This window comes from Staphylococcus sp. HMSC069E10 (assembly GCF_001809205.1).
Taxonomy (GTDB): Bacteria; Bacillota; Bacilli; order Staphylococcales; family Staphylococcaceae; genus Staphylococcus; species Staphylococcus hominis.
In genome coordinates, this window is the sequence record NZ_KV796477.1 from 202,813 (window position 1) to 217,863 (window position 15,051).

A 15,051-nucleotide genomic window follows, 5' to 3' on the forward strand; every position below is an offset into this window, starting at 1 on the left:
GGTAACATAATGGATGTTAAAATGCCAAAATTAGGAGAAAGTGTCCATGAAGGTACAATCGAACAATGGTTAGTTTCTGAAGGGGATCATGTGGATGAATATGAACCACTATGTGAAGTAGTTACAGATAAAGTAACAGCAGAAGTTCCTTCAACTATTTCTGGTACAATTACAGAGTTAATTGCTACTGAAGGTGAAACGATTGAAATCAATCAAACCATTTGTAAAATTCAACCCGATGATACATCTTTAAATTCTAATCAAGACGATACTAACGAAACTAATGAAACACCCAGTCAAACACAAAGTAATTCTGTAAAGAGCCAGTCTAAGCCTTCTAACACAAATCAATCATCTAAGCATTCGATCAATAATGGAAGATTTTCTCCAGTCGTATTTAAGATAGCTTCAGAAAACGATATTGATTTATCACAAGTCCCAGGCACAGGATTTGAAGGTAGAGTAACCAAAAAAGATATTGAAACTTATATTCAAGAAAATAACCAACAAAATTCAAAAGAAACATATACCACTCAGATAACGAATCATTCCGAAACAACTTCAAGAAATAATAACGCTTCATCAAATGAACCATTAGACGATTATACAATATCAGTTAAAGGCGTGCGAAAAGCAATTGCCCAAAATATGGTTACCAGTGCCACTGAAATTCCACATGGCTGGATGATGATAGAAGTCGATGCTACAAATCTTGTGAAAACTAGAAATCATTATAAGACTGTGTTTAAAAAACAAGAAGGATATAATTTAACTTTCTTTGCTTTCTTTGTAAAAGCTGTAGCAGAAGCTTTGAAATCTAATCCATTACTTAATAGCAGTTGGGATGGTAATGAAATTATAATTCATAAAGACATCAATATTTCAATAGCTGTAGCTGATGAAGATAAATTATATGTTCCTGTAATTAAAAATGCTGATGAAAAATCAATTAAAGGTATTGCTAGAGAAATCAATCAACTAGCACAAAAAGCTCGAAATCAACAACTGGCTCAAGAAGACATGACTGGTGGTACTTTTACAGTTAATAATACTGGTACATTTGGTTCTGTATCTTCAATGGGTATTATTAATCATCCTCAAGCAGCAATTTTACAAGTAGAATCAATTGTTAAAAAACCTGTTGTCATCGACGATATGATAGCTATAAGAAATATGGTTAATTTATGTATTTCAATTGATCATCGTATTTTAGATGGTGTTCAAACTGGACGATTTATGTCGCAAGTAAAAAATCGAATTGAAAGCTATTCAATTGAAACAACAAATATTTATTAAAAGTTTGTTATATTACAACCAACCTATTTGAACTATATGTTGTAAATTAGTAAAATGACAATAAATAATAATTGACTGAAAGGTGATTCTAAATGGATTTAAATTTTGATTTATATATGAATGGTGTTGTAGAACAAGCTAGAAATGAAATTGAATCTGCTGGTTATGAACAATTAACTACTTCAGATGAAGTTGATAAAGTATTTAAACAAGATGGCACTACACTCGTAATGATAAATTCTGTTTGTGGATGTGCAGGAGGTATAGCGCGTCCAGCAGCAAGTCACGCACTTCATTATGATAAGTTACCTAATAGATTGGTTACTGTATTTGCTGGTCAAGATAAAGAAGCAACTCAGCAAGCAAGAGACTATTTTGAAGGATACGCACCTTCAAGTCCTTCATTTGCACTGATGAAAGATGGTAAGATTACTGAAATGATAGAACGCCATCAAATAGAAGGTCATGACGTAATGGATGTTATCAATCAACTTCAAAAGTTATTTGATAAGTATTGTGAAGAAAGATAAGAGGAACAATACATGCTAACTTTAAATCCTTATAGAATTGGATTTAGAACACTTAAAACAGCTGTAGGAATTACTTTAGGTGTTATTTTAGCTAAATGGATAGGGCTTGATAACTATGCTTCAAGTGCTATCCTCATTGTTCTATGTATTAAACATACTAAGGTTCACTCACTACAAGCAATTGGTTCTCGATTCGTTTCGTGTTTATTAATGTTATTTTTTGGTTCATTTATTTTTAATTTACTTGGTCAAAATGCAATCGTTTTAGGATTAATTGTTTTATTATTTATTCCACTTACAGTGATGTTGAATGTTCAAGAAGGTGTAGTGACAAGTTGTGTCATTTTACTTCACGTATTTAATGCCAAAGTTATTGGGCTTCATTTAATTATTAATGAAATTTTACTTCTTATCATTGGCTTAGGAATAGCATTTTTAATGAATTTAATTATGCCTAGTCTAGATAATACATTAGGTAATTTTAAGAAAGAAATTGAAAATGAAATTAAAACAATATTTACACAATATAGTGAAGCATGTTTAAATATTAATAAACAATTGTCAATTTCTTTTGATACATTAGAAAACAATATTCGTAAGGCTAAATCTATTGCTTTTAGAGACGTTAAAAATCACTTTGTGCGAAATGAAAACTCATATTATCACTATTTTGATATGAGAGAAGAACAACTAGAAATACTACGCAGAATCCAAACATTAATTCATAATACTTCAGCTAATGATCCTTTGTTAGAGACTGTTGCCCATTTAATGGCTGAAATTGGAGATAATGTTAATAGTAATGATTATACTGTATTAAGACTACATTCATTATATGAGATACGTTTAAAATTAGACGAATTGCCATTGCCAGAATCACATCAATCTTTAAAATCAAGAGCAAGTATGATGCAAATTTTAAATGAATTAGAAGAATATTTAAATATTAAATCTCAATTCGGCTCTTTAAAATTACATAGTGAAATATAACATCTAAGATTAACTTCTAATCAAAGTAAAAAGACAAACTTTCTTTAAATACAAAAAGTTTGTCTTTTTTATTTGCATAATTTTAAGAAATAATAATAAAAACTATCGTCAAATTCGAATTTTTGTCGATAGTTTTTAATCTAATTAATTTTTAATGCATGAGAGGAACAAGACTTGTAAGTAACAATGCAGCTACAACTGCAATTAACATGATAATGATAATAATCTTTAGCACTTTATTATTCAATGTAAACGCTCCTTGAAACCTTTAAAATAATTTGATTATTCGTTATATTAATAACTTATAGTATATAAAATAACCTTAAATGATTTCGATAAAAATGGCAATCAATTTATTTACTCTAATTGTCAAAGTCAGTTAAAATATTATCTATATAAGAAAGGGGTTTTCATAATGATTAATAGTCGCCGTTTACTTAATACTTTTTTAGAGTTAGTGCAAATTAATTCTGAAACTGGGAATGAAGAAACGATACAACCCATTCTAAAAAAGAAATTTATAGATTTAGGATTAAAAGTTGTAGAAGATAATGCGTCTAAAAGAGAATGGTTAGGTGCAAATAATTTAATTTGTACCTTACCAAGTAGTAAAGGAAAAGAACATGTTTCTAAAATCTATTTTACTAGCCATATGGATACGGTTGTTCCAGGTATTAACGTTAAACCGATCCTTAAAGAAGATGGCTATGTATATTCAAATGGCACAACTGTATTAGGAGCAGATGATAAAGCAGGTATAGCTGCTTTGTTAGAAATGATTCAAACTATAAACGAACAACAATTACCTCATGGACAAATTCAATTTATTATCACTGTAGGAGAAGAAGCAGGTTTAAAAGGTGCTAAAGAATTAGATCAAAACTTGATAGATGCGGAGTTCGGCTATGCTGTCGATGCCAGCCAAGCGGTTGGAACAACAGTGGTGGGTGCTCCAACTCAAATGATTATCAATACAACTATTTATGGGAAAACAGCACATGCTAGTAAACCCAACCAAGGTATAAGTGCAATTCATATTGCAGCTAAGGCGATTAATAAAATGCATTTAGGTCAGATTGATCAAGATACCACAGCGAATATTGGTAAATTTTATGGTGGTTCTGCTACAAATATTGTTGCAGATAAAGTCATTTTAGAGGGAGAAGCTCGTTCGCATAATGATAAAAGTTTAGAATATCAAGTCAACCATATGAAAGAGACTTTCGAAACGACAGCAAAAGAATTAGGGGGTAAAGCAAACGTTGAAATTTCTAAGAGTTATCCTGGTTTTAGAAGAAACGATTCTGAGACTGTAACTCAATATGCTATAAAAAGTGCGAAAATTTTAGGCCTTTCAGGTAAAACTGTTATTGCTGGCGGAGGTTCAGATGGAAGTATTATTAATACGTATCATATTCCAACTGTTATATTAGGTGTAGGATATGAACATATTCATACTACTTCTGAACGTATTCCTGTAGCTGCTTTAAATCAACTTACGAATCAATTGATTAAAATTGTTGAATTAGTAGCGAAATAATATTTTACTTTAGTGAAGTCATTTATATTTTTGTGATACAATACTAATGAAATTATTGAATAAGAGAGGTAAGTAATATGACTCAACAAATAGGTGTAGTAGGTTTAGCTGTTATGGGTAAAAACCTAGCATGGAATATCGAATCACGTGGTTATAGCGTATCTGTTTATAACCGTTCTAGTGATAAAACAGATTTAATGATTAAGGAATCAGAAGGTAAACAAATTCATCCAACGTATTCTTTAGAAGATTTTGTAAACTCTTTAGAAAAACCACGTAAAATATTATTAATGGTTAAAGCTGGTCCTGCTACAGATGCAACAATTGATAGCTTATTGCCTTTATTAGATGACGATGACATTTTAATTGATGGCGGTAATACAAACTATCAAGATACAATTCGTCGTAACAAAGCACTTGCTGAAAGTGGTATCAACTTTATTGGAATGGGTGTTTCTGGTGGTGAAATCGGAGCGTTAACTGGTCCATCTTTAATGCCTGGTGGTCAACAAGAAGCTTACAACAAAGTAAGTGATATTTTAGATGCCATTGCTGCTAAAGCAAAAGATGGTGCTGCATGTGTAGAATATATTGGACCAAATGGTGCAGGACATTATGTAAAAATGGTTCATAATGGTATCGAATATGCTGATATGCAATTAATTGCTGAAAGTTATGCAATGATGAAAGAATTATTAGGTATGTCTCATGAAGAAATTTCTAAAACGTTTAAAGAATGGAATGCTGGAGAATTAGAAAGTTATTTAATTGAAATAACAGGCGATATTTTCACTAAATTAGATGAAAATAATGAACCTCTTGTAGAAAAAATTCTTGATACTGCGGGTCAAAAAGGAACTGGTAAATGGACATCAATTAATGCATTAGAATTAGGTATACCATTAACAATCATTACTGAATCTGTATTTGCACGTTTCATTTCTTCAATTAAAGAAGAACGCGTAAATGCATCGAAAGTATTAAGTGGCCCTAAATCAAACTTTGATGGCAATAGAGAAGACTTCTTAGAAAAAATCCGTAAAGCGTTATATATGAGTAAAATTTGTTCATACGCTCAAGGTTTCGCCCAAATGCGTAAAGCGAGCAATGAAAATGAATGGAACCTTAAATTAGGTGATTTAGCAATGATTTGGCGTGAAGGTTGTATTATTCGTGCTCAATTCTTACAAAAAATTAAAGACGCATATGACAATAATTCAGGTCTTCAAAACTTATTATTAGACCCTTATTTCAAAGGTATTGTTACTGAATATCAAGATGCACTTAGAGAAGTAGTTGCTACTGGTGTTAAAAATGGCGTACCAACACCTGGTTTCTCAGCAAGTATCAGCTATTATGATAGCTACCGTTCAGAAGATCTACCTGCTAATTTAATTCAAGCTCAACGTGATTATTTTGGTGCACATACGTATGAACGTAAAGATAAAGATGGTATTTTCCATACTCAATGGACTGAAGAATAATCATTGTAGAATTAAAAATCTGGGACATCATTAAGTGTCTCAGATTTTTTTATTATGACAGTTTTGTATAGATGTCTTAATACATATAGCCTTGCTATTTAATTTACATTTAATCGATATATCCCAAGTTGACATTTAGAGACTCGATTAGTACGATAAATATAGGTGTAAACGTTTTCTAAATAACTGGATTATCGCTATATAATGCTATTACATATTATTTTATATTTATATAAATCCAGAAAAATTTAGATTATATATTGAAGACTAACATTGACTATTAAATATTTAACTCGAATATTATGATTAATTATTTCAAAGTTAATTGATTTACATAATACTTTCAAAGGAGCGATATAAATGGAAAAAAATTGGTGGAAAGAAGCCGTAGCATATCAAGTGTATCCGAGAAGTTTTAATGATAGCAATAATGATGGTATTGGTGATTTACCAGGGATGGTAGAAAAATTGGACTATCTGAAAGATTTAGGTATTGATGTCATTTGGCTTAGTCCAATGTATAAATCTCCAAACGATGATAATGGTTATGATATTAGTGATTATCAAGATATTATGGAAGAATTTGGAACAATGGAAGACTTTAATCATTTATTATCTGAGACTCATAAGCGTGGAATGAAATTAATTTTAGACCTTGTTGTTAACCATACATCTGATGAACACCCATGGTTTATAGAATCTCGTTCTAGTAAAGATAATCCTAAACGAGATTGGTATATTTGGGCAGATCCTAAATCTGACGGTTCTGAACCTAATAATTGGGAAAGTATTTTCAATGGTTCAACATGGGAATATGATGACACAACAAAACAGTATTATTTCCACTTATTTAGTAAAAAGCAACCTGATTTAAATTGGAGTAATCCTGACGTTAGAGAAGCTGTTTTTAAAATGATGAATTGGTGGTTCGAAAAAGGAATTGATGGCTTTAGAGTCGATGCGATCACACATATCAAAAAAACATTTGAAGCTGGTGATTTACCTGTTCCAAAAGGAAAACAATACGCTCCAGCATTTGATGTTGATATGAATCAACCAGGCATTCAAGATTGGCTTCAAGAAATGAAGGACAAATCACTTAGCCATTATGACATTATGACTGTTGGCGAAGCAAATGGCGTAAATCCAGATAATGCAAAAGAGTGGGTTGGAGAAAAAGAAGGTAAATTCAATATGATTTTCCAATTTGAACATTTAGGTTTATGGAGTACTGGAGACTCTAAATTTGATGTTTTATCTTATAAAAATGTATTAAACCGTTGGCAAAAACAACTAGAGAGTATAGGATGGAATGCACTATTTATTGAAAATCATGATCAACCTAGACGTGTTTCTACTTGGGGAGATGATACAAAGTATTGGTTTGAATCTGCTACTAGCCATGCAGTGGTATATTTCTTACAACAAGGCACACCTTTTATTTATCAAGGTCAAGAAATTGGTATGACAAACTATCCATTTGAAAGTATTGAAACATTTAACGATGTTGCTGTAAAAACAGAATATCAAATTGTTAAATCTCAAGGTGGAGATGTTAATCAGTTATTAGATAAATATAAAATGGAGAATCGTGATAATTCTAGAACACCTATGCAGTGGACTAATGAAGTAAATGGAGGTTTTACTGAAGGTACGCCATGGTTCCCAGTCAACCCTAACTATAAAACAATAAATGTAGCACAACAATCCGAAGATTCAGATTCCGTTCTTAATTTTTATAAACGTCTAATTAAATTAAAAAAATCCGATGATATATATACTTATGGTGAATTTAATTTAATCGATGATGCGAATGAGAATATTTTTGCTTACACACGTAAACTTAATAATAAGACAGTTCTAGTTGCAGGAAATTTAACAGATCATGTTGCATCATTAAATTTACCATTTGAAGTTGAAACATCTCAAATTAAGCTACACAATTATAAAAATGATTTAGATATCACTAATATGAAACCTTTTGAAGCATTCGTAGCCGAACTTTAATAGTAAAGCGTTAGATGACATAAGTTTAATAACTTAGTCATCTAACGCTTCTTTTATTCTATATCATAAGTTTCTTGTTTAATAGGTAGCCATAATTGTATTTTAGTGAACGGGTCCTCGAATGAGAGATCAAAAGGATAAATTTCAACATATAAGCTATTTTTTTCATAGGGTAGAGTAAGTTGTAAGCTGGATTCAATATAATACCAAGCTTCATTAACAGTATAATCCACTTGACCTTGCAAATTAAATTTTGCATAGTGTCGCCCTGGTAACAATCGGCTTTCTAAGTGAGCTGGATAACGTTCACTAGGTACGCCCACAAATAATTCTACACCTTCATCTAAAGGACATGTAATAACAAATAACTCATATGGACTTATATTATTATATCGTTTTAATTCTTTTATTTTACCATCTAAATATAAATCTTCTAAAAAGTCAGGAACTTTGTAAGGGTTAGATAGTTGATTAGCCTCAATATATTTTACATATCCAACTAAAGGTGTGTCTTTAGTCGTTTCTAGTCTGTAAGGGTATGGTGCTCTTTCTGTAGTTGTTAATTTAATATACAAGCGTTCATTCATTTTTAGTTCTTCTTTTTTAGTAGAAGCTTGAATAGGAGATATTCCATGAAAATCACTAAAATCATTTGCAAAGTCATTTGAACTTAAATAATTATAGCGTTTTGCTACATCAACTAATCTCGAAGAACTTTGTATCATTTCTTTAGCAGCTTCAGTCATTTTTCGAGAGTGAGCATAACTTTCAGGAGGTTGTCCAACAATCATTTTAAACGATTGATCAAGATGGTAAGGAGAGAGACCAACGTAATCACTTAAATCTTGCAAATTAAAAGGCTCTAATAAATGATCTTCTATATATACAATTGCCTGTTGTATCTGCTTGATAACGTCCAAAACTTTCACTCCAATAAATTTACAATCAATACTAATATTTTACATTATTTTATAAAAATATACATCAATAATATAAAATTAAATTAAATTTTTAAATGACTCTTTCGATATTCAATTTAAAAAGGACAAGACCTTATTTTCAATGAGTGAAAATAATATAATGTGTCTTATCCTTTATACATTTATCACATGAAACGTCTAGTATATCTGTTTATTGAATATCGTCCCACCAATGATTTCCGTCTCTGCTTAATAATAAATCACTTTCGATAGGGCCATTTGTCCCTGATTTATAGTTAGGGAAGTTTGGATCAATCATAGTCCAATGTTCTTGAATAGCGTCTACAAATTTCCATGTAGATTTAAGTTCTTCCCAATGTGTAAAGTTCGTTGCATCACCTTTAAGACAATCGAATAACAAGTTTTCATATGCATCTACTGTGTTCATTTTATCTTGTGCACTCATAGCATAAGACAGTTGAACAGGCTTTGTTTCGATACCTTGAATACTTTTCTTAGCATTTAAGTGTAATGAAATACCTTCATTAGGTTGAATATTAATAACTAATAAATTAGAATCTAGTAATCGATCCGTTTGATAATATAAATTCATAGGAACTTCTTTAAATTCTACAACAACTTGTATACATTTAGACTTCATACGCTTACCAGTACGAATGTAGAATGGTACACCAGCCCAACGGAAGTTATCGATAGTTAATCTTCCAGAAACAAAGGTTGGTGTATTGGAATCAGATGCAACACGATCTTCATCTCTATAAGCGATAACACGTTGGTCATTAATAGTTCCTTCTCCATATTGTCCACGCACAAAGTTTTGATTGACTTCTTCAGGTTTTAATTGTCTTAAAGATTTTAATACTTTCACCTTTTCAGCTCGAATATCTTCACTTTTAAGACTAATAGGTGCTTCCATTGCTAGTAATGCAACCATTTGTAACATATGGTTTTGTACCATATCTTTTAATGCACCGCTCGATTCATAATAACCTCCACGATCTTCAACACCTAGTATTTCTGAAGAAGTGATTTGTATATTAGAGATATACTTATTATTCCAAAGAGGTTCAAACATCGCATTAGCGAATCGTAGAACTTCGATATTTTGCACCATATCTTTACCAAGATAGTGATCAATTCTGTATATTTCTTCTTCTTTAAATGATTGTCGTAATTGATTATTTAATTTTTCAGCAGATTTAAAATCACTACCAAATGGTTTTTCAATTACAAGGCGTTTAAATCCTTTAGTTTCAGTTAAGCCAGAAGCTTTTAAATAATCAGAAATTGGTCCAAAGAATTGAGGTGCCATTGCTAAATAGAATAGGCGATTACCTTCTAATTTAAATGTATCATCAAGTTCATTAGAGAATGCTAATAATTCATGATAACTTTCTTCTTCATTGACATCATTTTTAAAATAAAAAACATGTTCTATGAATTCATCGAGTCGATCAGTATCTTTGACGTGCGTTTGAATAGATTGTTTAACTTGTTCACGGAAAAAGTCGTTAGTATAATCTCTTCGACCAACGCCAATAATGGCAATATGTTCATCTAAATTATCTTGTTGATATAAGTGGAATAAAGAAGGGAATAATTTTCTATGACTCAAATCTCCAGTTGCGCCAAATATAGTAATTAAACAAGGGATATGTTTAGTGTGTGTGTTCAAATTCAAAACCTCAATTCTTTAATTGCTATGATTAATTCATTATAAATTAAAACTGTTTTTCTTGATATGTTTTTGCCTAAAATTGTTGATAATATTTACAACATTAAACTAAATAACATACAATTTATTTTTTATAAGTTACATTATACCCTAAATTCTGATAAATTCATTTATTTTATTTCATATGATAACAAACTTATAGACGTATGATAAAATATATTGAAGAAAGAGGAGGCAAATGCATGGAAGTTACATTTTTTGGAACGAGTGCGGGTTTACCTACTAAAGATCGTAATACTCAAGCGATTGCTTTAAACCTAGAACCTTATTCAAATTCAATATGGTTATTCGATGTAGGAGAGGGGACTCAACATCAAATTTTGCATCACTCGATAAAATTAGGCAAAGTTGATCATATTTTTATCACGCATATGCATGGCGACCACATTTTTGGATTACCTGGATTATTAACAAGTCGTTCATTCCAAGGTGGAGAAGATAAGCCATTGACGTTAATAGGGCCAACAGGTTTGCAACAATTTATTGAAACCGCTTTGAAATTATCTGAATCTCATTTAAACTATCCTATTACATATATTGAAATTGATAATAATTTTACATATCATCATAATGGCTTTACAGTTTCATCAAGGTTATTAAATCATGGTATACCTTCATATGGTTATCGAATTGAGGCTCCTACAACACCAGGTACAATTGATGTAACTGCATTAAAGGCCATTGGACTAGAACCGGGTCCTAAATATCAAGAAGTAAAAATGTTTGATACTTTTGAATATAATAATCAAATTTATCTTTCTAAAGACTTTAAAGGTCCAGCCAAACCAGGACCTATTGTTACTATTTTTGGAGATACGAAACCATGTGATAACGAATATATACTTGCAGAAAATGCGGATATTATGATTCATGAAGCAACATATATTGACGGTGACAAAATTTTAGCAAATAACTATCATCATAGTCACATTGACGATGTATTTAGGTTAATTCATCAGTCTAATGTGAAGAAAAGTTTTATTACCCATCTAAGTAATCGATATAATTTAGAAGATATAGAAGAGATAAACCGTGCATTAAAAGAAATGAAAGATACACCAAATTTTGAGTTTGTTAAAGACTTTGATACATTCAAATTTTAAATAATAATAGCGTTTTAAATGCTACGTAAAAACTAAAAAATAGCTATAACGATATGTATGACTTAATTTTCGTTATAGTTATTTTTAATATTTATTACTCATCTTCACTTTTAGAAAGGGCGATACTTCTATGAACTGCAGCATCTAGACAGGCTTTAAAAATACTCTCAATATCATGTCGATCAAGTTCATTTAATCCAGCTTGTGTTGTGCCACCTTTAGAGGTAATATTTTTTCTAAGTTGTTCCATACTTAAATCCGATCGTTCAATCATCTTACTTGTTCCAATAATGAGATTCTTAATGGATTCTTCAACTTGTTTTTTTTCAAGACCTAATGATGTTCCTGCTTTAACATATTGTTCAAATACATGATATAAAAAAGCTGGTCCGCTTCCTGTAATAGCCGTCACTTGATGTAAATATTCTTCGTCAACTTCAATAACTGAGCCAAAAGCACTAATTAATTCTGTTACTTCATCTTTAGAATGAGGATCGAAATTACCAGAAAAACTAATACCTGTTACTGAATGACCTACCTGTGCATTTGTATTGGGCATAATTCTAGCAACGGGATTATTCGTTTCTAACTTTTCTCGGATATAATTTATCGATAAACCAGCCATAATAGATATAAAACGATGGTCTGATTGTATATGTGATTTAATACGTGATGCGACCGTTTCAAAATCATGAGGCTTAGTACCTAGAAAAACATAATCTGCATCTTTTAATAAAAATGCATCATCGTAACTATATTTTACTCCTAATTCTTTCGCAAATGATTTTAACGTATTTTCATTTGATTTATTTGTTAAATAAATATCGTTATGATTTAATATTTTAGAATCAATAATTCCTTTAAAAATGGCTTGTGCCATGTTACCAGCGCCATAAAATACTAACTTCATAAAACAGCACCATCCTTACCCTTAATTGATAAAACTATAGTAACATATTCAATATAATTATTATCAAAAATTAACTATACTTGTTAGATAGGAGAGAGTCATCCGTGATTGTAGGTAAACATTTCATCGTAACTGGAGGAACTAGTGGCTTAGGTTTAGAAATAACGAAAGAATTATTAAAAAAAGGCGCATATATTACCCTCATTGTTCGTAGTACGGAGAAATTCGAAAATATTAATTTTAATCCGTACAAACATCGTGTTTCAATGATTAAATGTAATTTACAAGATATTTCACAAATAGATAATATTTCTAAATCTCTTTGTTATCCGATTGACGGAATCATTTATAGTGCAGGTTTAGGCTTTTTTAAATCAATACAATCTCATTCGTTAGAAGAAATCATGGAAACTTATGATGTAAATGTGCTTGGTTTTATTACATTATTTAAAACTGTTAAACCCTATTTAACAATGAACGCTTCTATAGTGGCTATTTCAAGTCAGGCAGCATTTGTAACGCAAGCGAATGCTGCATTTTATGGCTCATCTAAAGCTGCTTTAAATGGCGTATTAAATGCTCTAAGAATTGAGGAACAAGACTTTCATGTAATGACTGTTAATCCAGGTCCCATTAATACACCATTTCATAAAAAAGCAGATCCATCATTGAAGTATGCTAATAAATATGCATCACTAATGATAGATCCCAAAATACTCGCAGAAGACATCGTTAAAGGTATCATCACTCGTAAAGTAGAAATTAACAAGCCGCTATGGATGAATCCACTATTAAAACTTTACCAATTAGCTCCTAGAAAAATTGAAAAATATTTTACTTCATTGTTTAAAAATAAAATATAATTTAACCTAAAAAAGTGATGAAGCATTCATCATAGATACTTCATCACTTGTACTTTACATCAACGATTGTTTATAAGAATTTATAATAATGATTCCTTACTCAAGATGCTGAGTATATTCCAAATCTTTCACACGGTGACGTGCAGATTTAATTTGATCCAAACTTACTGTTTTATTAAAATTAGCAATATTATCTTTTAATTGTGAAACAGAACTTGCACCAACAATAATAGAACCTAATGCATCATGGGATTTTAAATATTCGAATGATAAAGCACTTAAATTACTTTCAACTTCCTTAACAGAAGCAATCGTTTCTCCTAATTCATGATAATTATAGTCAAAAATACCATCAGAGAATTTCTGATCAAGTACATTAACACTATTTGAAGTAAGTAACCCTTTAAACATGGGACCACGTGCTAAAACTTTTACGCCATGAGAATGAATATGATTTAAAAGACGTTCTGGACGATTATCAATAAGATTAAATTGAGACATAATCGTTTCTATTTGACTGTGTTTTAAATAATACTCAATCACGTTAGGTCTAATAGAAGAGATTCCATAAGCTTTGATTACACCTTCTTTTTTCAGTTCATCGAATGCACTAATCGTCTCATCTAGGGGATCATCAATTGTACCTCCGTGAAGTTGATAAAGATCTAACTGTTCTAAGCCTAAACGTTTTAAAGAACTTTTAACACTTTCTTTAATATATTTTTTTGAAGGATCCCAAGTAGTACTACCATCATTAAGTGGTCTATTTCCTACTTTTGTTCCTATAACAATATCATCTCTATTTTGATATTTCTTTAAAGACTTTCCAACAATGTCTTCATTGACCCCTCTATCATAAATATCTGCGGTATCAAAATATGTGATACCATTTTCAATTGCACACTCAATAATTTCTTCTGCATGATGATATTCTGTGCCTAAACTCATACAGCCTAAACCTAGTTCCGAAATTTCAATGCCACTTTTTAATATATTTTTTTGCATGAACAATCTCCTTCCGATACACTTTAGTTAACGCATTTATCTTATCAATTTATTAACTTAATGAAAAGGGACGTGGATATAATGGACTTTAATGAAAAAACTTTTGATAGAACAGTCATTTATAATGGTAAAATTATCGATCTAGAAATACACGATGTGGAATTACCAGACGGAAAAACTTCCAAGAGAGAAATTATCAAGCATAATGGTGCTGTGGCAATTTGCGCTATTACTCCAGAAAAAGAAGTATTATTGGTTAAACAATATCGTAAACCTATTGAAAAACCCTTGTTAGAAATTCCAGCAGGTAAACTAGAAGAAGATGAAGAAAGAGAAGAAGCAGCTAAACGCGAATTAGAAGAAGAAACTGGCTACAAAGCTAATCATCTAACGTTCATCACTCATATGTATGGTTCTCCAGGATTTTCAAATGAGAAACTAACTATTTATTTTACTGATCATTTAAGTGTAGGAGAATTAAATTTGGATGATGACGAATTTGTAGAATTGCATAAAATACACTTAGACGATATCCATGCACTTTTAGAAAATCATGAAATTGAAGATGCGAAAACAATGATTGCTTTACAATATGTATTATTAAATTATAATCATTCTAAATAAGATGTGATAACTACTTGATTTTC

The 15,051-nt window shown here is 30.8% G+C and carries 14 protein-coding genes; 9 read left to right on the forward strand and 5 right to left on the reverse strand.

Annotated features, from left to right (window positions below; genetic code table 11):
• The first annotated feature begins 9 nt into the window (after window positions 1-9).
• From HMPREF2561_RS04920 to HMPREF2561_RS04930, 3 genes are all read left to right on the forward strand, one after another.
• Window positions 10-1,296, forward strand: a complete 1,287-nt coding sequence (locus tag HMPREF2561_RS04920; protein ID WP_017176259.1) for a dihydrolipoamide acetyltransferase family protein — start codon at window positions 10-12, stop codon at window positions 1,294-1,296.
• A 92-nt stretch (window positions 1,297-1,388) separates the two neighbouring features.
• Window positions 1,389-1,826 (forward strand): bacilliredoxin BrxB, encoded by a 438-nt coding sequence (brxB, locus tag HMPREF2561_RS04925; RefSeq protein WP_017176260.1) that lies wholly within the window; start codon window positions 1,389-1,391, stop codon window positions 1,824-1,826.
• A gap of 12 nt (window positions 1,827-1,838) precedes the next feature.
• Window positions 1,839-2,816, forward strand: coding sequence for an aromatic acid exporter family protein (locus tag HMPREF2561_RS04930; protein ID WP_017176261.1), 978 nt, complete (start codon window positions 1,839-1,841; stop codon window positions 2,814-2,816).
• A gap of 151 nt (window positions 2,817-2,967) precedes the next feature.
• Here the strand turns inward: HMPREF2561_RS04930 and prli42 are convergent, their stop codons facing one another.
• Window positions 2,968-3,063: a stressosome-associated protein Prli42 gene (gene prli42 / locus HMPREF2561_RS10860; RefSeq protein WP_017176262.1), complete on the reverse strand. Its 96-nt coding sequence runs from the start codon at window positions 3,061-3,063 to the stop codon at window positions 2,968-2,970.
• Between the two features lie 168 nt (window positions 3,064-3,231).
• Between prli42 and HMPREF2561_RS04935 the strand changes: the two genes are divergently transcribed.
• The 3 genes from HMPREF2561_RS04935 to HMPREF2561_RS04945 all read left to right on the forward strand — a co-directional run bounded on the left by HMPREF2561_RS04935 (window position 3,232) and on the right by HMPREF2561_RS04945 (window position 7,847).
• Window positions 3,232-4,356, forward strand: coding sequence for a M20/M25/M40 family metallo-hydrolase (locus tag HMPREF2561_RS04935; protein WP_017176263.1), 1,125 nt, complete (start codon window positions 3,232-3,234; stop codon window positions 4,354-4,356).
• Window positions 4,357-4,433: 77 nt separating this feature from the next.
• Window positions 4,434-5,840 (forward strand): NADP-dependent phosphogluconate dehydrogenase, encoded by a 1,407-nt coding sequence (gene gndA, locus HMPREF2561_RS04940; protein WP_017176264.1) that lies wholly within the window; start codon window positions 4,434-4,436, stop codon window positions 5,838-5,840.
• 360 nt (window positions 5,841-6,200) lie between these two features.
• Complete coding sequence (locus HMPREF2561_RS04945) at window positions 6,201-7,847, forward strand: glycoside hydrolase family 13 protein (RefSeq protein ID WP_070468433.1); 1,647 nt, start codon at window positions 6,201-6,203, stop codon at window positions 7,845-7,847.
• 53 nt (window positions 7,848-7,900) lie between these two features.
• Here HMPREF2561_RS04945 and HMPREF2561_RS04950 read toward each other — a convergent pair whose 3' ends face one another.
• Window positions 7,901-8,767 (reverse strand): AraC family transcriptional regulator, encoded by an 867-nt coding sequence (locus HMPREF2561_RS04950; protein WP_002449782.1) that lies wholly within the window; start codon window positions 8,765-8,767, stop codon window positions 7,901-7,903.
• Between the two features lie 211 nt (window positions 8,768-8,978).
• On the reverse strand, window positions 8,979-10,463 hold the full coding sequence (gene zwf / locus HMPREF2561_RS04955; protein ID WP_017176267.1) for a glucose-6-phosphate dehydrogenase: 1,485 nt from the start codon (window positions 10,461-10,463) through the stop codon (window positions 8,979-8,981).
• Window positions 10,464-10,705: 242 nt separating this feature from the next.
• Between zwf and rnz the strand changes: the two genes are divergently transcribed.
• The gene (gene rnz / locus HMPREF2561_RS04960) at window positions 10,706-11,626 is read left to right on the forward strand and encodes a ribonuclease Z (protein WP_049415561.1); all 921 of its coding nucleotides are present in this window, start codon (window positions 10,706-10,708) and stop codon (window positions 11,624-11,626) included.
• A 94-nt stretch (window positions 11,627-11,720) separates the two neighbouring features.
• Here rnz and proC read toward each other — a convergent pair whose 3' ends face one another.
• Window positions 11,721-12,536 (reverse strand): pyrroline-5-carboxylate reductase, encoded by an 816-nt coding sequence (gene proC / locus HMPREF2561_RS04965; protein WP_017176269.1) that lies wholly within the window; start codon window positions 12,534-12,536, stop codon window positions 11,721-11,723.
• A gap of 107 nt (window positions 12,537-12,643) precedes the next feature.
• Between proC and HMPREF2561_RS04970 the strand changes: the two genes are divergently transcribed.
• Window positions 12,644-13,399, forward strand: coding sequence for an SDR family NAD(P)-dependent oxidoreductase (locus HMPREF2561_RS04970; protein ID WP_029376822.1), 756 nt, complete (start codon window positions 12,644-12,646; stop codon window positions 13,397-13,399).
• A gap of 96 nt (window positions 13,400-13,495) precedes the next feature.
• Here the strand turns inward: HMPREF2561_RS04970 and HMPREF2561_RS04975 are convergent, their stop codons facing one another.
• Window positions 13,496-14,404, reverse strand: coding sequence for an aldo/keto reductase (locus HMPREF2561_RS04975; protein WP_070468435.1), 909 nt, complete (start codon window positions 14,402-14,404; stop codon window positions 13,496-13,498).
• Between the two features lie 81 nt (window positions 14,405-14,485).
• Between HMPREF2561_RS04975 and HMPREF2561_RS04980 the strand changes: the two genes are divergently transcribed.
• Window positions 14,486-15,028: an NUDIX domain-containing protein gene (locus HMPREF2561_RS04980; RefSeq protein WP_049420513.1), complete on the forward strand. Its 543-nt coding sequence runs from the start codon at window positions 14,486-14,488 to the stop codon at window positions 15,026-15,028.
• Window positions 15,029-15,051 lie beyond the last annotated feature (23 nt).